A 21082-nucleotide genomic window follows, 5' to 3' on the forward strand; every position below is an offset into this window, starting at 1 on the left:
CACCCGAGTTCAGATAGAATAGTCTTCTTTTCCCCCTCAGGTTGTGTCCTCTGCTATGAGTCGTATTACGGAGAAGCAGGCTTATAAATGGTTGATTGGCCAGCTCAGTCCTACCCGGAACTGGTTGCTGGTAGCCATCATACTGGGCTTGATCAATGGTCTGTTGTTTCTGGCTCAGGCTGGGTTGCTGGCGAAAATTATTCATCAGATCGTAATGGAAGGCGCAGTCAGGGAGTCTTTGATCCATGACCTGATTCTGACGGCTATGATTATCCTGCTTCGGGCACTCTGTCATTGGGGCAGGGAGATCACCGGGTTCAGAGCCGGGTTGATCGTCAAGGAGACTATTCGAGGAGCTATTCTCAATAAGCTGAAAGCTCTTGGCCCTCTTGTCATTGCAGAGCAGCCAGCTGGTAGCTGGTCGACCATGGTGGTAGAGCAGGTGGAAGAGTTACAGGACTTTGTTGCCCGTTACATTCCGCAAATGGCTCTGGCAGTTCTGGTTCCGCTGGTCATACTCATCGTGGCCTTTCCAGTGAACTGGACTGCCGGTCTGATTTTCCTGGGAACAGCCCCTTTGATTCCTGTATTTATGGCCTTGGTCGGGATGAAGGCAGCCGAAGCGAATCGACGGAATTTCCGGGCCTTGGACCGACTGGGTGGTTTTTTCCTTGATCGTTTGCAGGGCATGGAAACGCTGAGGTTATTTCAGCGGACCTATCATGAGCACCAGTCGCTGAAATCGGCCAGTGAAGACTTTCGACACAAAACCATGCAGGTACTGCGACTGGCCTTTCTGTCTTCTACGGTGCTGGAGTTTTTTGCTTCTGTTTCCATTGCTATTCTCGCCGTCTATCTGGGAATGAGCTTTCTGGGCTATCTGAATTTTGGCAGTTATGGTGCCGGGGTCACGCTCTATACCGGCTTGTTTCTGCTGTTGCTGGCGCCTGAGTTCTATCAGCCATTGCGTGATCTGGGAACGCACTATCACGCCAAGTCAAAAGCGGTGGGTGCAGCAGAATTGATCCTTGAGCTGCTAGAGCGCAAAGACTCCGGGATGCATCAGGGCAGCAATTCAATGGCTATGGACGTGCCGGTTTCACTCAGTGCAGATTGTCTGACGGTTCAGGGCAGTGCCGGTGGCAGAGCTTTGCTCAGGGATGTTTCTTTTGATATTGCAGCTGGCGAGCGAGTGGCCATCATTGGCCCCAGCGGGGCAGGTAAGTCGACCCTGGTAAATACCCTCATGGGGTTCTGGAACTACCAGGGTAAAATCAGAGCCGCAGGTGAAGACCTCTCCAGCCTGTCAATGGATGACTGGCGCAAAAGAATTGCCTGGCTGGGCCAACAGCCCCTGATTATTCATGGCACGGTCTATGAAAATGTTTCATTTGGTCGGGATCTGGATGAATCTCAGGTCAATCGGGCTCTGGCAAAGGCTCAGGCTATGGAGATTGTCGAACAGCTACCGGAAGGGCTGAACAGTCTGCTGCAAGAACAGGGAGGCAATCTTTCCGTAGGGCAGGCACAGCGGATAGCTTTGGCAAGAGCTATAGCCGAGCCGGTAAAACTGTTAATTCTCGATGAGCCAACGGCCAGCCTGGATGCCTACAATGAGCGTCTTGTCCTGGATGCTCTGGAAGCCATCGATCCGCAATGCACTGTCATTACTGTCACCCACCGACTCAAGCAGATAGATTCGATGGACAGAGTGTTGATGTTTGAAAACGGGGAGTTGGTCGCTGATGGTGAACCCGGTGTCCTCAGGCAACAGTCTGCGGTGGTGCAAGCTTTTGTGGCCGGTTTAGCAGGGAGTCTGGATGATGAGTGAGTTGTTGCCTTATTTAAAGCTTTATCGCAGGCACTGGGGGGCACTGTCTGTGGGTATGTTTTTGGCTTTGGCAACCTTGTTGTTCAGTCTTGGGTTGCTGGCACTGTCAGGCTGGTTTATCACGGCAACAGCTTTGGCTGGTCTGACGGTCGTGACCGCTCAGAGATTTGATTTCTTCTCTCCCGGTGCCGGGGTCAGAGGTTTTTCAATCGGTCGTACCGCTGCCCGTTACTTTGAACGTTTGGTGAGTCACGATGCGACCTTCAAACTGTTGGCCTGGTTAAGAAGCTGGTTTTTCGAAAAACTGCTCCCACTTTCTCTGACTCAGTTGAAACGTTATCGTAAGGCTGAATTGCTTAACCGCCTTGTGGCGGACGTTGATGCCCTGGATCAGCTGTATCTGAGACTGTTCAGTCCGGTTATTGCTGCGGTGCTGGTTGTGATTCTGCTTTCTCTTGGGCTGAGCTTTTTTAGCCCTGTTCTGGCTCAGGGGGCGCTGCTGCTGATGGGAGTCTGGTTGATCGTTCTGCCGGTGATGTTCTACCGTCTGGGTTTCAGGAGTGGCCGGGCACAGGGCAAACTTCTGGGGGAGCTGAGACAGAAAGCCCTGGATTATCTGCAGGGCATGGCCGAATCCAGAATTTATGGATCAGAAGTCCGGATGAGGGAGCGTATCGATGTTACCGGGCAAAATTTGAGTTATATCCAGAGAAAAATGTCAAGGCTGGAGGGGCTAGGTGGTGCGTTGATGGTGGCAGGGGCTGGTATTTCAGCGGTCATAATGCTCTATCTTGCTGCAGGGGAATACCAGCAAGGCGTTATTTCCGGACCAGTGATGGTTATGTCCGTCTTTGCAGTACTGGCAGGCTTTGAGGCGTTGATGCCTCTGCCGGGTGCTTTCCAGTTTCTCGGCAATACTCAACTGGCTGCTTCGAGGCTGACAGAGATCCTTGAAGAAGAAGCTATTGAGTTTGGTGATCAAAGCATTCCGGATGCCTTCAAGGGTCATATCATTTTTCGGGATCTGTGTTTCCAATACCCCGCAGCTGCGGGAATTTCGGCAGCGGGGCCGATGATTCTGGAGGGCATCAGTCTTGATGTTCCGGCAGGTCAGCACTTGGCGTTACTGGGTAAAACGGGCTGTGGTAAATCGACACTGATCCGTATCCTGACCCGGCAGCTACCGGGTTTTGAGGGCAGTATCGAGCTGGGCGGCATTGCTATTAATGAATATTCCGAGGCTTCACTTTATCAATTATTAACGGTGATTCCCCAGCAAACCCATGTGTTCAGTACGACGCTGAGGCAAAATCTGAAAATGGCCCGACCCGAAGCGCAAGACAGTGAGCTACTGGAAACTGTCAAAGTGGTAGGCCTGGATCGTCTTGCGGCGGCTGAGGGTGAACAGAACCTGCTGGATCTATGGTTGGGACAGGCTGGGATCGCTCTCTCCGGTGGTGAGCAGCGCAGGCTCGCAATAGCCCGGGCACTCTTGAAAAAGGGTGAAGTGTTGATTATGGATGAAGCCAGTGAAGGTCTGGACCCGGTCAGTGAGGATCATTTGATGAATCTGATTCTGGACGCATACCGGGATAAAACCGTCATTATGATTACTCATAAGAAGGCCATGCTGGAGCGCATGGACCGAGTGATTCGAATGGATGGCGGACGTATTGTCTAGGAGGCTTATATGGTCCACAAATGTTATCGTCATGACGGTTTTTTTGGACGACCTTTCTCGTCCAGTTCGGTATCAAAGTCGACAAGGTTGTCATCACTGCCTTGTCGCTCGCTCAGAAATTGAGCGGTCTCCTGCTTTTGACGGTCACCGATCACTTTTCTCAGCAGGTTCTGCTCGGATAGCTGATGACTTTCCGGGTGGGTCGCCAATTCATCCCGGCAGGCTTTCAGGAGTTCGATCTGTTCACTGGGGGTATAGTTGCCAATAAAACTGTCCAGATACATATCGGCTGATTCCTCATCATGATCGAGATTGAGAAGTTTTTCGTTATATTTCTCCTTTCTTTCAATCTCATCCGGGGTATCTGTGGGCAATACGGTTAACAGGCTTTCCCTTTGACCAGCGGCTTCAGAGGGATGCAGCAGCTTAACTGCAATGCTCAGACGCAGGGACATGCGGGCCGCATGATTGCGATTAAGGCCCAGGCTGGCAAATTGCTCCATCTGCCAGGGGATAAGCTCTGCCTCCAGAAAGTGTTCCGGGAAAGGTTGATCGTTTTCAATGCACCAGAGAGCAAAACTGTACGGGTCTTTTTGCCAGAGTTCCCGGGCGAGGCGGGTGCGCTCAACAAGCTCCTGTTGAGGAATGTTGGCAGGAAAAAAATTCTGGTCAACCAGTCCAGCCCCGGCAACACTTCGAGCCCACCGGCATTCGCGAATTTCCCGTTCATTGATCTTTTTATTACTGAGCCAGCCCCGGCCCCTGAGTATATCGGCCAGCTTAAGACCGAAACCCTTTACTTTTCTGACCACACGCCTTCCGAGCCAGAGAGGCTTATTCTCAGATGTCTGCTGGCTTGTGGGAATGTCCTGAAGAAGGTCCTGGCGAAGTATATTGAGGCAGTTTTCAACGCTGCTGGTCATGATTAAGTCCCTGTAGAGCTGTCCTTATTGTGTTTTGAAAGAAGACACTCTCAGTATAGAAGGCTACCCATGACGGCTTATGACAGCTTGTCATGCAGGTAGTGATCAATTTTATCAGTCATGGGTCACTCTGTGGCGGATCAATTTATTCAAAGTTTAATCGCAGTGGGGAGAACTGATCTGGCAAAATCTCCGGAACCATCGTTGTCTAACACAATATCGATTTTCTGTTCACCCAGTTCACCATGCAGATCAGCGAGAATATTGAGTTTATCTGCAAAGCCCAGTGTTTGTGAAGTTACCAGCAGATCAATATCGCCGCCTTTCTTACCGCTGTCGGCACGCGAACCAAACAATAGAATCACTGCCTTTGCATCGTAACCTTGAATGACCTTTTTGATGATCTGTTGTTCCTGTTCAGTCAATCTCATAATGATTATCCGGATGATTTTCGGGGAAAATTATATCGTTTCACAGGTGCCAGAAAAAGCTCTCGACGGGTCTTGCATTATTTTTGTGTTTACTTGCTGCCTGTAAAAGAGATGTGTTGTTCCAGGGGTATGATAAAGATTCAGGCAACCAGCCACCCGGTATTCACTCAGAATTCCGGGCGCTATGGGTTCACAGTTTTTTTGAAAAGAAAAGACTGTTGGGGTCTTCGTGATAATCTCCAAAAGGTGCACAGGGCTCGAAACCAAAGCGTTCATAAAGCTCACAGGCCGGTTTGAAGTGATTCATGGAGCCTGTTTCCAGGTACACGGTCTTATATTGTCTTCGTTCTGCCTCACTGAGAATATTTTTTAAGAGGGCGGAAGCTACACCTCTTCTGAGAAAGCCAGATGAGGTTTTCATGGATTTGATTTCGCCTTCAGAGGGCGAGAGGGCTTTTAATGCACCACAACCTGCCAGGTTGCGGTTTATCCAGGCGGACCAGAAGGTTATGTCTTGCGAACGCAACCTCTCAATATCGAGGGCATGAACGCTTTCTGTCGGTGAATGACTATACATATCATCCAGGTGGTCCTGGAGCAGATGGGCAATTTCCTGACCCTGTAGGTCGTCTAGTTTTATTTCCATAAATTATTCTTTTACTGCTGAATGGTTATTTAATCTGCAAAGCTGATGCTGTGATCCGCTGGCTGCCGGGTGAGCATCACGATCTTGACTATTTTCGGTGGCTCATCTTGAATGACTCCGGTTCAGGACATAATACTTTACCGTATCCATGTCCTCTTTTACTTTTTCAAGAATTTCCGAAGTGGACCGAAAACCGAGCCTTAAAAGAACCTGTTCGGACTTTATGTTCCTGGTCAGTGCCCTGGCCCGGATCTGGCTGAGTGGTAACTGTTCAAAGGCATGGTTTAGCAGTGCTTGCCCGGCTTCTGAGCAATACCCTTGCCCCCAGAAGGGTAGACCCAGCCAGTAACCTAATTTGGCCTCGGTATGAGTTGCGTTATTCAATCCGATGGCTCCGATCAGTGTACTTGATGATTTCAATTTGATGGCATAGACAAAAGCGCTGTTTGTTTCTCTCAGGCTTTCTTGATCTTTAATCCATTTTTCTGCCAGTCCGTCCGGGTAGGGGTGGGGAATATTTTCGGTCAGCCTGGCTACCTGTTCCTCTCCAGCCAGTGTCTGTACCTGGTCAGCATCCTGCTGAGTGAAGGCTCTGAGGATTAACCGGTCTGTGGCAATTGTTTTTTCCATAATGTCAGACTCTTGTTGTTTCTTCCTGTTTGATATCCTGCCATGGATTTAAACAAAAATCCCTGTTTTGGGGCTTATTGAGATAATGTTAAAGTCACTGACATGGCTTGGCCTTTAACACTTTCATCAAAAGCACTCAACAATATCGTCGATTGAAGAGTGCTTCAGGATCACAACGGTTTTTTATAATAAATGACTGATTGATCTATAGGGCTCAGTACTGTAAATGAATGCTCTCTGATCATCTGACAAGGACCTTGTTCCTTTTTTGATTTGTCCTATGAGTGATCTTGACGAGGCTGACGTTCGATCAAAGCCTTTCTCCAGTCTCTTACTGGCCAGGTTTTTTATGGCATCTATAACCGTCTTATAAAGTGGCTCCGTCATATAGTGAAGGCCTTTACCGCTATGAAAGGGGTCTTCGCCGCCACCGGCACCACCACTGGCACCCGAGTTTTTACCATTTTTGCTACTTTTTCCATTGCGTCCATGGCTACCACCTTTCTGGCCATTTCCATTTTTCTTGCTTTTGGCGCCAGCTTTTCCGTTACTGCCTCTTGAGTTACCTTTTTTAGTTGCCTGTCGGTTTTTGCTGACAGGGGCTGTGAAGTCAGGTCCTCCCATATATAAGCCAGTGCATGCGGGAAGACCTATATCTGAAAAGCCAACACCTGAAACGTCGCCTGTAATCAATGCGCCAAAAAGGGCAAGACCTGAATGGAAACAGCCACTGATGGTGGGTTTGAGTTGAGAGCGATCGATGATGAAACCATTTTCAATAATCACATCGCCCGGCAGTTCCAAAAGAACTTCCTCTTCATAGCCCGGAGCTGCCATTAAGGTGGGTTCTTTCCGTGTTAAGCCATCAGAATAACCATCATTGCTAGCACTGGGAGAATACATTGGATAATATTTGACTGTATGCGAGGTGGGTTCTATGTTGTCGAATGAAATAAATGACACATCTACTTCTTTGTTATTTTGACGGTCGCGGGCTATGGAGCCTCCCGAGTCAGAAACCGGAGATGGTTTCAAAACAATCGGGAGTCTGGCATCTACAAGAGAAACCTTCCTGTTGAGCTCGCTTAATGGAAGAACAGTGATGTTGCATTTATTATCAATCCACTCGCCATAGGCTCCTCCACGACTGGAGGGTGAGTTAGCCAAATTGAAACGCTCTCCATACTCTTCACACAATGTGTCCTTTGGTAATCCATAGGTGCTCGTCGACAGAGATATCGAAACAGCCAGAAGAAAAGACGGAGTTAAAGTTTTTGAGAAAGAAGGAAATGTTTTATTCAACGAAAACCTCACAGTTTATAGTACAGTTTTATCATTAGTTGTGAAGTATTCAAACTAGTTTAAAAAAAGAAAAACGTTTGAGTTTTTTTTGTAAGCATAAGTACCTGGCCAGTTGCTTTCGCATATTCTGGCGAGTGGTTTTTTTCATCCTTCAAGGCGCAACGACGGGCGCGTAGCCATAGCTACGCAACCAGAGTTGGAACGCAGAAGGATGGAAAAAGCCGCCGTCCAGAATATGCGAAACCAACTGGTTAGGTACTTAATGTATAGGTGTTTTTAACTGCCTTTGTGGGAGTATAAACAGATGGAAGCAGCTTAAGCGGATGTCAGTTTGACTGCTTCACACTAAAAAATACATAAACACTAATGCGTGTCACTCTCATAATTTGAGCCATCTCTATTATTATATCTTGGGAGTGCACAATTACATGCTCCACTACAATCACAGGGATCAAAGAATCTAAGTTCCGCCCAAGAGAGAATCAGGGGAGGTTGGTTGACTAAAGCATCATAATTATTAATAACAAACGACAGGGTATAATAATTAGAGCTAACCGAAATCGCTAATACCTGAAGGTCATTGGTGAGTGATCTCTTGAGGTGGTATCGCAGGACGGTTCCGTCATCAAAGTATAATGATACAAAATCTGTTGGTTTCAGGGTGTCATCATCTTCACTCTCGTTTTCACTGTCTCGCTCTTGCACAAGAACCTCAGCAGGTCTGGCGGTATTGAATAACCCGGGTATTATAAATTCATGCGTCAGGTAGGTCTCCGAGTTTAGATATCCTGTTATCCATTTTTGTGTTTCCGGATTGCGCAGGAAAAGGTCAAATATATGGATATCATCGTCTATAACTTCTGTGTTTGATGACGAAAGCGTTTCATAATGACTGGTCATAGTTATATGAGCCATAGAGCGACTATCGATCGTGACATGTTCAGGCAAATGGTCTGGTGTTGCTGTTTCCAGCTCTCTCAGTTTTGCTTCCTGCTCCAGAATGTCTTGATTAATTATCTTGCTACTCAAAAAACAGGGAAGACAGAAAATGCAACATAATAATTGGGCAATAGATCCTGTTTTGGTTGTTGTTTGACCTCTTAGTGTGTAACGAGTATGAAAGCTGTGTTGAAGGTCATGGCTGCCATTTCCTAATAAGCCATGAAAAAAATCGGGCACATTAATGGTCGGATCATGCGGGTAAAATTCTATATTGGTGTCAGAGAGCAGATCGTAAATAACAAAATGATCTCCGGAAATACCACTCAAATAGTTAGTGAGGGCATCCCAATAGCCTTCTCTTGTGGCTTCGCTATGACCGGAGTGAGTGGATGATGTGACTTTACCATTGAGTACAAGTTGACCCAGATGCTCCAACTTCCATCTAAAGTGCAAGTCTTCTGCATTTGAATAAGACGATAGCAAGTAGAGAAAGAATAAAATTATTACACTGACGTTTGTTTTCATTGTTAACTACCTGTTGCTCAGAGGTAAAACGATTATGCTTGAGAAATGTGAACGGGTGGAAATAGCTTAACCTGATGTTCATTACATTTTCGTATTGAGTTTGCCATCCATATCTTGCGATTCCTGGGTGCCCAGCGGCACTATCACTTCTGCATGATTGAGCATGTCCTGGCCATTATCACCTATGGTTTCACGCTGATAATTTGAATTATGGGTATCATTATTTCTTGAAGTTGCACAATTACATGCCCCATGATGATGACAGGCTTGTTGTAATGGTAACTGTATTGGTAGCTCGGTGTAATGTGGCGGAGGCTGGTTTGCTATAACATCATAATTATCAATAACGAGTGTCAGAGTGTAACCAGCAGAACTAATAACAATTGCCAGTACCTCAATTTGATTGTTGGATAACCTGTTAAGGTGATATTGCACTCTAGTACCGGTCAGAAAGTTTAATGATAAAAAATGTGACGCTTGCAAGTTTTCACTGCCTTGCTCTTGCACGAGAACTGTAGCTGGTATAGCAGTTCGGATTAATCCGGGAATTATCAATTCCAATACATGGTTGGTCGTTGAATCCAGATGCCCTATAATCCATCGTTGAGTTTCCGGAGTATTCAGGAAAAGGTCAAATATACGGGTGTTATCATTTATGGCTTCTGTGTTTGACGATAAAAACGGTTGATAATTATTGGTCACAGCTGTATGAGATAGAGAGCGGCTATCAATAGTTACATGCTCTGGCAAATGTTCTGGTGTGGCTGCTTCCAGCGATCTTACTTTTTCGTCCAACAAGTCGTGATAATCCCCATTGCCAGCCACAAACCAACAAGGACAGAATAAACAGCATATAAGTTCAGTAATCATGGATTTCCTGGTTTCAATTTGACCTCTTAGTGTGTAACGAGTGTGGAAGCTATGTTGAAGGTTATGAAGGCCATTTCCTAGCAACTCATAAAAAAAAACGGGTACATTATTTCCAGCGTTCTGCTGATTAAACTCTATATTGATCGAAGAAAGCAGTTCATAAATGAGAATGTAATCCCCGGATAGATCACTAAAACCTTTGGTGGGATCATCCCAGTAACATTCTCTTGTAGGCCCGCTATGACTAGAATGAGTGGATGATGTGGCTGTGCCGTTGAGTACTAATCTACCCAAATGCTCCAACTTCCATTTAAAGTGCAAGGCATCTGAGTTTGAATAAGATGATAACAAGATAAGACAGAATAAAATCATTAATTTGGCGCTTTCTTTCACTGTTAAATACCTGTTTTTACACTCATATCGAATTTTAGAAATCAGAGGTGAAAGGTAGCACAAAACTTTCATATAACAATTTCATGAAGCTTGTAATAACTATTAGACGTCCTTGTACAACTCTAAAAAAACGTATAGAGTTTTTTGTCAACCTGATATGTGGGTGTTTTTACCTGTCTTCGTGAATGTAGTCGGCTTCGGGTAATCCTATTCTCGACCGCTTCAAGATGATAAAGCCTGAGAAATATACAGGAGAATAAGTAGTTTAATCTGATGTTCACTTCAACTGCTCCAGACCTGAAATTACATGACCAATAATGCTGTCACTCTGATAATCTGAGTCTTCTGTGCCCTGTGATTCATCTGTATCATTTTTTCTTTGGTTGGAACAATTACATGCTCCTCGGCAATGACAGGTGTTTACTGGTGCTACTTCTGCCTGGTTAGAATACGCAGGAGGCTGGTTGGCTGAAATATCATAGTTATCAATAGCGAATGTCAGGGTGTAAAGATGAGAGCTAACTACAATTGCTAATACCTGTATATCATTATTGGATAATTTCTTAATGTGGTATTGCACTCTGGCTTCGTTAGGAAAATATATTGATACAAAATGTGAGGGTTGCAGGCTTACATTGTTATCTTCACTGGTTTGATGCTGCACAAAAATCATAGCGGGTAAAGCTGTATTGAATAGCCCGGGTATTATCAGTTGTAACATCATTCCGTTTTTAAGATTTAGATGCGCTATTATCCATTTTTGTGTTTCCGGATTATTCAGGAAGAGATCAAATATATGGGTATCATCGTCTATAGCTTCTGTATTTGACAATAAAAACGTATGACGATCATTTGACACAGCTGTTTCAGATAATATTGAGCGGCTATGGATAGTTACATGATCTGGCAAATGGTTTGGTGTTGCTGCTTTCAACTCCTTCACTCTTTCTTGCTGAATTTGCGAATCTTGAGAAACCAGCTCAGCAGGCATGAAGCAGGGAGTGCAGAAAGTGGAATATAACAGTTCAGCAATTGAAGATGTCGTCTTTGGCGATTGACTTCTAAGTGTATAACAAGTCAGGGAGCTATGTTTAAGGCTATTGAAGCCATCTCCTAACAAACTGTAAAAGAACATTGGTATAATATTACAAGATTGAGTCTGATTGAATTCTATAGAGGTAACAGTAGTTACTTCATAGATGCAAAAATCATACCCTGAGCAATCAGTCTTCGATTGAGTAAGGTCTTCATAATTACATTCTGTTAAATCTTCTCTATGACCACAATGATGGGATGATGTGGCTGTACCACTTATCAGCAACCTGTCGTTCAGCTCCAGATTCCAGTTAAAGTGTAAGTCTTTTGAGTTGGAATAAAATGATAGCGAGTAGAGAAAGAATACAATAATTAATCTGACGTCTATATTCATTACTAACTACCTATTTTTTACGAATATCAATTTCCAGACATTTGAAGCTTAGAATAGCTTAAACATTTGATATAACTTTTTTTATGAGTTCTTCTAGCGACCAATAGACGTCTTTGTATAAATGTAAATCTTCGGCGAGCTGCTAGTGGCGATCAGGTAGAAACTGACGTATTGTCTTGAGCGACAGCCTGGTATAAATAAGGGCGAGTATTCACTGATGTGGGGCAGTTTTGAAGCGAATTGACACAAAGATGGCACGATTCGACAAAAGCATCATAACAGAGTCACTGCTGGGACTCTGTTGCTGTTAATTTCGCTCAGTTGGCCAGGTCATTTTACCATCTGAATGACTCTCAGGGGGCTGGGAAGCAGATTGTTGCCAACGTCCACTGCCCAACGGAGACGCTCATTTTCAGCCTCACAGACGAGTATGAGGAAAAAATATACGAGGATTCATAATGTTAATTCTATGAATCCGATTATCTGAATTATCAGTATCATTTGCCCTTGAATGGTCACAATTACATGCGCCGTTACAGTTACAGGTTTTTGGTAATGCCGCATAATGTGGGGGAGGTTGGTTAGCTGTAATATCATAATTATTAACTACGAGTGTGAGGGTATACCCCTCAGCGCTTACCACAATTGCTAGTACCTCAATCTCTATGTCGGAGACTCGATTAAGGTGATATTGTACTTTAATTCCATTGGTAAAATCTAATGATAAAAAATGTGATGGTTGCAGGCTTTCATCATTAGTTTCCCCGTTATTCTCTTGCACAAGAATTGCAGCAGGTGCTGCTGTATTGAATAACTCAGGTATTATCAGTTCTAACCTCTGGTTGGTTTTTGGGTTTAGATTCTCTATTAGCCAATGCTGTGTTTCCGGAGTATTCAGGAAAAGATCAAATATATGAGTCTTAGCGTCTGTAGCTTCTGTGCTTGATGATGAAAGCATCTTATGATGACTGTCCACAGCCCCATGATATAAAGCGCATTTATGAATAGTGATATGCTCTGGAAAATCGGCTGCTATTGCTGCTTCCAATGCTTTGATTCTGGCTAGCTCATTGTCAGATCCATGTGAGACTTTGGCTGAGCATTTCTTGAATCCCAGATAAAAAGGATGACAGAGCACGCAACAAAAGAGTTCAGCAAGGTTACTTGCTTTTGTTGTGTGACCTCTTAGTGTGTATTGAGTATTGAAACTATGGTCAAGACGATCATTGCCATTGCCTAATAAAGTATTAAAAAGCTTTGGCACAGTATAACCTGGATTATTTTGATCAAAATTCACAGTAGTAAAAGAGACTACGTCATAATAAATGGCAAAACTGTCCCCTGAACAAGAAACAGAAGGTGGAGTGGAAATATCCAGCTCTGATGGGTGATCATTCCAACCTGTTAAAGAATTGCTATGACTTACCTGGTTGGTTGTTACTGTTTTACCACTTAGTAGCAAATTATTATGGTGTTCCAGCTTCCAATTGAGGTGTAAATCTTTTGAATGCGAATAAAATGGTAGCAATAATAGTAGAAAAAAAATAATTGATCTGACGTGCATTTTCATTGTCAATCACCTGTTTTTCATTAAAATCAACTTGCCGATGTAGGCAATTAAGGATAGCTCAAGTCATTGGTGAGATATTTTTTGAGGATTTTAATAATGGGTAAACATACAGGTATGTTTGAAAAACTTTGTGCCGGATTATAATGTTTTGGTTGCATGGTTTCGTTAACGATTTCAGTATTTTGTACTTTTATATGAATAAAGGCAGGTAGAGTTGTACTTAATAATTCAGGTATTATTAATTCTAAAGTCAGGGTATGGTTTGTTTAGCGTTCGGTTTGTACATGACTGGGTGGAATTGATAAATTGTAATAAGTACCTGGCCAGTTGGTTTCGCATATTCTGGCGAGTGGATTTTTTCATCCTTCAAGGCGCAACGACGGGCGCGTAGCCATAGCTACGCAACCAGAGTTGTAACGTAGAAGGATGGAAAAAGCCGCCGTCCAGAATATGCGAAACCAACTGGTTAGGTACTTAACAGGAATTCAGCTGTTAAACAACAGTCAGACCGGTTGAGTACTTATGGGTCTGACGGAGGTGAGTGATGATAAGAGTCAGCAGAATTAACCATGTGGGCATTCGGGTAAGCGATTTGCAGACGACCAGGAGCTTTTATCAGCAGCTCGGTTTCCAGTTTCTGGCAGGGCCTGTGGGGCCAGAGCCGGTTGCCATTATGGAGCACCCCTGTGGCGTCAACCTGAACTTCATCCTGAACGCAACGGTTCAGCCGCAAGAGAATATCCTGATGGATATTGACCAAAAGCACCCGGGCTATACCCATATGGCGCTTGAAGTGGATGATATCCATGAGGTTCAGAAGCAGCTGCAGGCGTTTGGAATCACTATCACAGAAGGTCCTGTTACTACAAACAATGGCTCAATACTGCTTTTTATCCGTGATCCTGATAGCAATGTAATTGAGTTCCATCAGCCAGCGGGTAAAGGATGAATGAGTTTTTCTTTGTCTTTTAACCTTGCTGGACTAACTACGAGAAAAAAATCAGGAAAACAAACCGTTCTCTGGCTTCTATTGCCGAAGCGCTCGGACTGATCGCTTGTGTAAAGTGTTCCCCTGTCGTGGATTAGTATCCTCTACGACAGCGGGGGCTGTGGTTGTATGTCACCGGTGATAAGCGATTCTGAAAAGATTCAGGCGCGGTGATCTGGTCAGGCTCGCCGTATTTTTAGAACTATATGACCAAGTCTTTTCGGAAAATTGCCGAAACCATTATGGGTTGAGCGGGCACCCTCTCTAAGTCGAAAATAATCTAAGTAAAGACCACCTGTTATCAAGTGGCTTAACTACTTTTAGTGGTTTGTTATGAACAGGTCTGGTTATGAAAAAGCAGGTTATAAAAAAATATTGCAACCTGAAAGTCTTGTGGAGTTTTATCACTGTGTTGGCAATCCTGCTGATGCCCACGACTTCATTAGCAGGATATTACCTGCTTCACCTTAAAGGCACCAAGTCATACGTCAGACTATTGCTATCAGTCGAGCCCGATACAGAAACCGATGGATCATCGCAAGTGCAGGGGCCACAAGAGCCATCCTCCGGGTTGTTATCCAGAGCAAATCGGGAATCCGGAACCATTGATGACTTGCCTCCCTGGGAATCTGGCAGGACTGATAGCGCATCAGTCCCTCAGGAAGAGTGTGGAGCCGTTGGTGGCTTACCGGCTTACCCGGCAATTGGAACAGCTGCTTTGCCAGTTATAACGACATTAATAGATTATATTAATGACTGGACTCGTTCCCTGACAACCGGAAGTACTACTGTTTTGGCTTGGTTGACAAGTTTTAATACAGCAACAGACATAGAAACAGCAACAGAAATAGAACATTTACCGGCTCATGAAATACCTGAAAGCGAGCTGCGTAATTACGTTATGACGCTTATCAATCTGATGGAGGAGCCGATCCTAATCTATGCCAATCAGCCTTCCGTGAGCTCTGGCAGCTGTACATGTGATTCGCTCACAAATCTAAGCGGGTGGCGTCGAAAGTTTGCAATTTTTTTGAGGACTCTTTCAACAGCGGCACGCACTGCTGGCAACCTTGGTACAGGGGTACTTGGCATGGAATTCGGATGGTTAGTAGCAGAAAGTTTATCTACTTTTGGCTCTATCTCTTTTTTTAGCCATAGCCAGTTTCCAAATCATTTTCAGGTGAGCTTCACATTCAGCAGGAACGGCTTGACGATCACTCAGGAAATCGACGCTTTGCAGCAAATAGCGCAGTTACTGAAGTGCTCGGGTGGCTACAATTTAAGAGCCTTTGAACGACAGGTTGAAAGACAGATACTGACGTTTAATGTCCAGGTATCGGATTGCGTGGATGCCGATCAGCTAAGAAGATTGCTCGAAACCAGCAATCAACAGTTAGCTAATCCGTTTAGTATAAAAGTCTCCCCTAACGGGTCCTGATGACAGCCTGTAGAAACTGTAACAGGCCGGTACTATCTGCGAGCGATTCAGACCATGGATGGTCTGTCGGTATTGAGCCCCCTTTATATTCCTCAACATGAATTGTTAACCCGTATTCATGCTCTTCACGTAAATCTTTTTGTTGCTTATCAATCGGCTCCGGTGATGGCCAGGTACTTATGATAATGACCAAATTAACTACTTCATTGTAACGGTTGAACTTTATAGAAATATTACTGTCCAACCGGGATGAATGATTTTCTTTTCCAACTTTTTGGCACCATGATCACTGAAAACCACAGATATTAGCCATTAAGTCATGGACAAACATTAGACGTTATATTGGAGATCTTGATGCTAAATCCTCAATTTGGCAGTCCTGATTATCAAAGCCCGACCACTCAACCCTCTCAAAATAACGGGGCCAAAAGCCCATCCAAGAGATATTTAAAGGGTACTGATCCCCATGACACTCTGACCGAGACAAAACCATTAGCCAAGCGCATCTGCCGTAAACCTTTTCCTGTTTCTTCTGACCATTCTCTCCCCGACCGGCAACAGCTCGGGGGCAAGGGTATGTTTTTACAGCGTATGCAGGAAGCAGGGCTGACAGTCCCACCCTTCAGATGTGTTGCAGCCTCTTTGACGAATGCTCTTGAACAACAGCCACTGGATAACCGTCGTTTAGCCCCGTACCTTCCTGAAATAGTGGCTGAATTGGGGGCAGAAACCAGCCTGGTGGATATCAGGAAGCACCTCACTGGCTGGCTGGATTCAGAGCCTACCAGATGGGTTGACTGGCTGACAGGGCTGGCAAAATTTGTTGCCAGTCATGACTTTTACGAGCAGGTAAAAGATTCAGAAACGGCTCAACAAATCAGGGATCTGCGCTTTGAACTGGGCGGGCCATCCCTATCGCAGCCTGTTATTGTCCGCAGCTCTGGTATCAATGAAGACAACTACGGCGATGTCCAGGCGGGCAAATACCTTTCTGAAATTCAGGGAGAAGATGATGTATTGCGCACCTGTCTTAAGGTTATGGCTTCAGGTTACAGGCCTGGAGTCTGTCATGGGGGTATACCGGAACCTATGGCACTGATCATCCAACAGTGTATTGTCTGCCAATGTGGCGGTGTAGCCATGAGCTTTCAATCACTCCAGGATAATACCATCAGGGTTGAGTACTCATCCGGTCAGCCCAGAGGCGCAGTGGCTGGCAAGTCCGTTAACATGCCTCACCGCATCAATATTGAACGAAGGGGAGGGGCTGACCAGGTGACTTACTTTCCCGGGACGGTCTCAAGTCACTTTATCTTGCAAAGGAATAGCGATAACGACGGCTATTCGGAAACAGAGATTCATAATATCGTTGGCAAACCAGACAGTGTTGGGGAACGACTCAGTGATGACCTGGTTTCAGAACTCAGGCAGGCAGTGGCAATACTTGAAGACCTGTTGCTCTGTCCTGTGGATGTGGAGTTTGGCATCGATCAACAGGGTCGTCTGTTCCTGTTGCAGGTGCGCCCAATTACCCGACTTTCCGGGGGCATGGATTTTGCCATGGCCGAACCCGAAGTAACCCTTGCCAGTGGCGAGGGCATCAGCGAAGGCTATTGCACCGGACCACTCTGGCTGGCCAAAAAACAAAAGGCAGACTCTATGCCAGACGGTGCCATTGTCGTGGCACGACACGCTGAAGACTGGATGCTTGAGCCTGATTGCCTGAAGCGGATTGCGGGTTTTGTCTTTGTTATTGGAGGATTCAATGATCATGTTGCGATCCTCCTGAGACAGAAAAAAATACCTTTAATGCTGGCCGGTGACCAGTGCCTGACATTGACGGGCCAGGATGAACAACAAGCCACGCTGGTCTGCGCCCGCTTTGACGGTATGCCCCGCGCGTTTATTGTTAACGGTGACCTTACTGGAAAACTGGTCAGTCACAGAACCCAATCCTCTGGATTCTCTGATGTGCCATCAGTAAGAACCGGCAAGTCAGCGGATGATTTATCTCCCCCTGAAGGGACCTTCCGTGAAGTTGCCAGCGGGTTTCAATGGCTTGTGGATCAAAATGCCCGCCTGTTGGCATTCTTTGCCCCCGGCGGCGGACTGGATTGTCTTGCAGATCCAATAAAACTAAGCATGTCTCCAGAACGCTTAAAGATAATGTCAGAGACAGAGGATGACGTAACCCTGCTGCTTCAGGGAGCTGAAGCACTGTTGGGAGGTTACCGGGCATTCCTGTTACTGGCGGGTGAGCACCTTTCACCCCAGCTCGAGTCATTGCACGATGAATTACCACAACTGATTAACCGTTTCGGGACGCTGAAAGAGACCATCGGATCAGCGTTAAAGCGTATCATTCTTCCCCTGCAGGCGGGTGAAGCACTGAAACTGTGTCCGGACATGTTTCGTCAGTGGATGGCCACCTGCCATCATCTGCAATCTTCTCTCCAGGCACTCCATCCCTTGGAGGCTGAACAGGTTCAGAGTGTCCATGACCTGATTTTTGCCCTGCATCAGCGCTTTGTAAAAGCGTTGGCAATGGTCTCTCTGGCTTCTGGTCAGGGCAAAGTCTCTACTGAACAGGAAGTCACCTATGTTGATTGCACACCCCCGGGCGATAAAACGGCGCTATTGAATCAGACCTGCAAAGCAGCCATCGAAAAAATGCGGATTAATGCAACTGTCGTCAATATGGTTGATGCCGTGATTGTTAACCTGAATTTTGGCAATCATGTGGGCATCATTGAGTTACTTGAACAGGCAGAGGGTGGAAAAAAACGAACCTTGCGGCTGACATTCTCTGACCAGTTTTATAGTCCTGATGGCAGTGATCAACCCTTCAGGTTGAAGCGTATGTGGTTTCTGGTGCAGTTATTACAAGCGATCGAGCTGGATAAAAATGCTGATGGCATGAAGCTAAGTAGCAATGCCGTAGCGGGAGAAATTATCGTCGAATGCCCCCGAATGAAAACCACTGAAACTATGCAGGATGCCTTTGAGAAATTGATCGCAGTGTTAGATGATGCTCTTGATGAGGTGGAAGTTCACTTGAGGCACAATACGACCATTTTTGGTGGAGATCAGTGGAACTTTAACTTTCTTGCACAACGCCTTAATAGCGATTCTTTTGCAGAAGCTGATAGATTTGCCTTCCAGCATTGCCTTTTTTCAATGTTCTATTTCAGATTTTTCCACAGCGCTCCCGATTGGTGCCAGTTATTAAGCAGCCACCACAAGCAGTTTATGGATGACAGTCTACGGTTGGCAGAATCAAAGGAGAATCCTCAGGAAATGTTAATAAATGAAGGGATCGGTGAGGACAACTGCAAGAAATTTTTATTTCATCTCCTACTCGTTGGTTCCCGAAAAGCTACCCCATTATTTGAGCATTTTTATAGCCATCTGAGAAATGAATACTTTGTTATCAAGCCACCTCATACTTACAATCTGGAGTTTATTGTTTCACCGGGTCAATCGCTTCAGGATCACAAAGAAAAGGTCAGGAACATCCTGCTGGAATATGGGCTGACCTATGCCAGCCAACGGGTTCGAAGTGATAAAGATTTTGTATTACTCACCATTAAAGAACATCCGGGCGACCTGGAATATGCCAGCCCGGAACTTCGGGACAATGATGAGGTTGTAATGACCGCTATCGCAAAGTCCCCAATGGCTCTGAATGATGCAAGTGAAAGAATCCGAAGCGATAAGCACCTTATTCAAAGAGTCATTGCCGACGACATTAGTTTCTTATCATATGCCAGTAAAGAGATATTGAATGATCGCAAGTATTTGCTGAAATTAATTAAAAAGCATCCTCGTGCTTTCATTTATGCGGATGATGAGCTTAAAAATGATACAGTCTTTGTCAGGTCAGCAATTGAAAAAAACAGTAAAGTTCTTGAATTTATTTAGAAAGCGGCGCATAAGTCCTAGTTCACTATACTGTCATCACGTAAAACACATCTGAGCTTTATAATGCGTTGATAACTTTGAGCGACCGTTGGAAATCGTTGTTATTATTTATCATGTCTGCCTTGCCTGGTTCTTACTGCAAACCAGCGTGGCAGGAATCTTAAAACTCTTCCGTTTATTCAACCGGTCAATAGAGACAATAAAGTGCAATCTGAATCGAACATTAACAATCGGCCCTGGAGAGAAACTGCAGGACTATTTAAGCATCTTTGTATGCTGCGACTTTTCACTGCATTACTATTAGTAACTTTATCGCTGTCTGTGCCAAAGGTTAACGCCAGTTGTCCTGACTGCCAACATTTGTCAAACCTCGGGGCAGTGGGTGGCGTTTGCGCCAGATGTTTAGAAACAAGTTCTAACATGTCAAGTCAGGGTTTGCGTGGGTTCTGCGAAGTGCTGGTAGAGCTATTGAATGATAAAACAGACGACGATAGCATAATGAACGCAAATATACTGAGCGTTGCGAATAACTGTTTAACAGGTCAGCCAGTCATGCTGAATGAGAGGTTGAGCAATGAAATACAAACATTCAGAGAAAGATCTGAATTCATGCAGCGACATATTCACCGAAACCTTCCCGGGGGAGATAGTGAAGGCTATGCCAGCTTGTTCAGTCCGGAAGATCTGACAGTTTTTTTTGCCCTTATGGAGGCAGGTGAGATCACTGATGTTGATTTAGATCGGCTTGAGAAAACCTTCTTTATCAGAATTGGCTGGCTGTCCATTGAAATAAAAGCTGACCTGGCGAGCTATGACTGGAAGCAACTGAGGAATGAAAGGCGTTTTTTTGCTTATCTCTATTACATTATGCTGCGACAACAGCAGGCCCGTCAGGAAGAGGACAATAGTCTGGTCAAACGATTGCATGGCTATTTACTGGATTATGATAGGGGAGATGAGAAAAGTATTGACAATCTTTTTGTTCCTGAGCACATGACATTTGGCTCTTATATTGAGTCCTGTGTTGTGCCATCCTCGGTGCTTGACATGACAGGTTCATGGAAATGGAAGTGGCTTACTCAATATCTCAATCCGCAGGGTTGGACTATGATGTATCTGCAACCGCAGGATTGGATTTTAAGATTCCTGCAAGAGGGACGATGGAACTTTCTGGGACGTTTTTATATATCAGATGGAACCTCGACCTATCAATTACCAGAACCTCACTCTGACATCTGGATTTTGCTTGCTTTAAATGATGATCAAACGGTCACTTTGTTCACTAATTATGGAATGGGCATGATGATAGTCAACGAGAGTGACCTCGGATTGCTGTTGGAAGGAATGCAAAGCACTTTGGGTCATACAGACAATTTAAACTCTGAACCACCCGTATCGGATGAGCAGCTTCAGTGGCTTCTGCCTGATGATCATTTTGGGATTGATTCTCCTGAACAATTTAAATAACACTCTATTACATGACCCGCATCGTGTCTCTGGAGGGCCTTTTTATCTAATCGACCTGGCAAACATCAGCAGTCTGACTGAAAAGATATGTAAGT

At 45.0% G+C, this 21082-nt stretch carries 15 protein-coding genes; 6 read left to right on the forward strand and 9 right to left on the reverse strand.

Annotated elements, in window-relative coordinates:
- Positions 1–55: 55 nt before the first annotated feature.
- Both cydD and cydC read left to right on the forward strand, forming a co-directional pair.
- On the forward strand, positions 56–1831 hold the full coding sequence (gene cydD, locus ACOJUO_RS19360) for a heme ABC transporter permease/ATP-binding protein CydD (RefSeq protein WP_422137866.1): 1776 nt from the start codon (positions 56–58) through the stop codon (positions 1829–1831).
- Positions 1821–3512, forward strand: coding sequence for a heme ABC transporter ATP-binding protein/permease CydC (gene cydC / locus ACOJUO_RS19365; protein ID WP_422137867.1), 1692 nt, complete (start codon positions 1821–1823; stop codon positions 3510–3512). The genes cydD and cydC overlap by 11 nt, the downstream gene beginning before the upstream one ends.
- 29 nt (positions 3513–3541) lie before the next feature.
- On the opposite strand, the gene ACOJUO_RS19370 is transcribed toward cydC, so the two are convergent.
- The 9 genes from ACOJUO_RS19370 to ACOJUO_RS19410 form a co-directional block, all read right to left on the reverse strand.
- Complete coding sequence (locus ACOJUO_RS19370) at positions 3542–4435, reverse strand: hypothetical protein (RefSeq protein ID WP_422137868.1); 894 nt, start codon at positions 4433–4435, stop codon at positions 3542–3544.
- Positions 4436–4584: 149 nt separating this feature from the next.
- Complete coding sequence (locus tag ACOJUO_RS19375) at positions 4585–4866, reverse strand: nucleotidyltransferase domain-containing protein (protein WP_422137869.1); 282 nt, start codon at positions 4864–4866, stop codon at positions 4585–4587.
- Between the two features lie 190 nt (positions 4867–5056).
- Complete coding sequence (locus ACOJUO_RS19380) at positions 5057–5512, reverse strand: GNAT family N-acetyltransferase (protein WP_422137870.1); 456 nt, start codon at positions 5510–5512, stop codon at positions 5057–5059.
- A 102-nt stretch (positions 5513–5614) separates the two neighbouring features.
- Positions 5615–6142, reverse strand: a complete 528-nt coding sequence (locus ACOJUO_RS19385; RefSeq protein ID WP_422133579.1) for a GNAT family N-acetyltransferase — start codon at positions 6140–6142, stop codon at positions 5615–5617.
- A 183-nt stretch (positions 6143–6325) separates the two neighbouring features.
- The gene (locus tag ACOJUO_RS19390; RefSeq protein WP_422137871.1) at positions 6326–7444 is read right to left on the reverse strand and encodes a hypothetical protein; all 1119 of its coding nucleotides are present in this window, start codon (positions 7442–7444) and stop codon (positions 6326–6328) included.
- Positions 7445–7807: 363 nt separating this feature from the next.
- Positions 7808–8911: a hypothetical protein gene (locus ACOJUO_RS19395; protein WP_422137872.1), complete on the reverse strand. Its 1104-nt coding sequence runs from the start codon at positions 8909–8911 to the stop codon at positions 7808–7810.
- Positions 8912–8992: 81 nt separating this feature from the next.
- Complete coding sequence (locus tag ACOJUO_RS19400; protein WP_422137873.1) at positions 8993–10174, reverse strand: hypothetical protein; 1182 nt, start codon at positions 10172–10174, stop codon at positions 8993–8995.
- Positions 10175–10451: 277 nt separating this feature from the next.
- Positions 10452–11603, reverse strand: a complete 1152-nt coding sequence (locus ACOJUO_RS19405; protein WP_422137874.1) for a hypothetical protein — start codon at positions 11601–11603, stop codon at positions 10452–10454.
- A gap of 418 nt (positions 11604–12021) precedes the next feature.
- The gene (locus ACOJUO_RS19410) at positions 12022–13173 is read right to left on the reverse strand and encodes a hypothetical protein (RefSeq protein WP_422133585.1); all 1152 of its coding nucleotides are present in this window, start codon (positions 13171–13173) and stop codon (positions 12022–12024) included.
- Between the two features lie 544 nt (positions 13174–13717).
- On the opposite strand from ACOJUO_RS19410, the gene ACOJUO_RS19415 reads away from it, so the two are divergent.
- The 4 genes from ACOJUO_RS19415 to ACOJUO_RS19430 all read left to right on the forward strand — a co-directional run bounded on the left by ACOJUO_RS19415 (position 13718) and on the right by ACOJUO_RS19430 (position 20987).
- Positions 13718–14122 carry a VOC family protein gene (locus ACOJUO_RS19415; RefSeq protein ID WP_422133587.1) on the forward strand — a complete coding sequence of 135 codons (405 nt, stop codon included), beginning with the start codon at positions 13718–13720 and terminating at the stop codon, positions 14120–14122.
- 388 nt (positions 14123–14510) lie between these two features.
- On the forward strand, positions 14511–15599 hold the full coding sequence (locus ACOJUO_RS19420; protein ID WP_422137875.1) for a hypothetical protein: 1089 nt from the start codon (positions 14511–14513) through the stop codon (positions 15597–15599).
- A gap of 354 nt (positions 15600–15953) precedes the next feature.
- Positions 15954–19520: a DUF4116 domain-containing protein gene (locus ACOJUO_RS19425; RefSeq protein ID WP_422137876.1), complete on the forward strand. Its 3567-nt coding sequence runs from the start codon at positions 15954–15956 to the stop codon at positions 19518–19520.
- 420 nt (positions 19521–19940) lie between these two features.
- Entirely contained in the window at positions 19941–20987 is a 1047-nt protein-coding gene (locus ACOJUO_RS19430) for a hypothetical protein (protein ID WP_422137877.1), read from the forward strand.
- The last annotated feature ends 95 nt before the right edge of the window (positions 20988–21082 follow it).

Source organism: Endozoicomonas sp. ALC020 (genome assembly GCF_049275935.1).
GTDB lineage: Bacteria > Pseudomonadota > Gammaproteobacteria > Pseudomonadales > Endozoicomonadaceae > Endozoicomonas_A.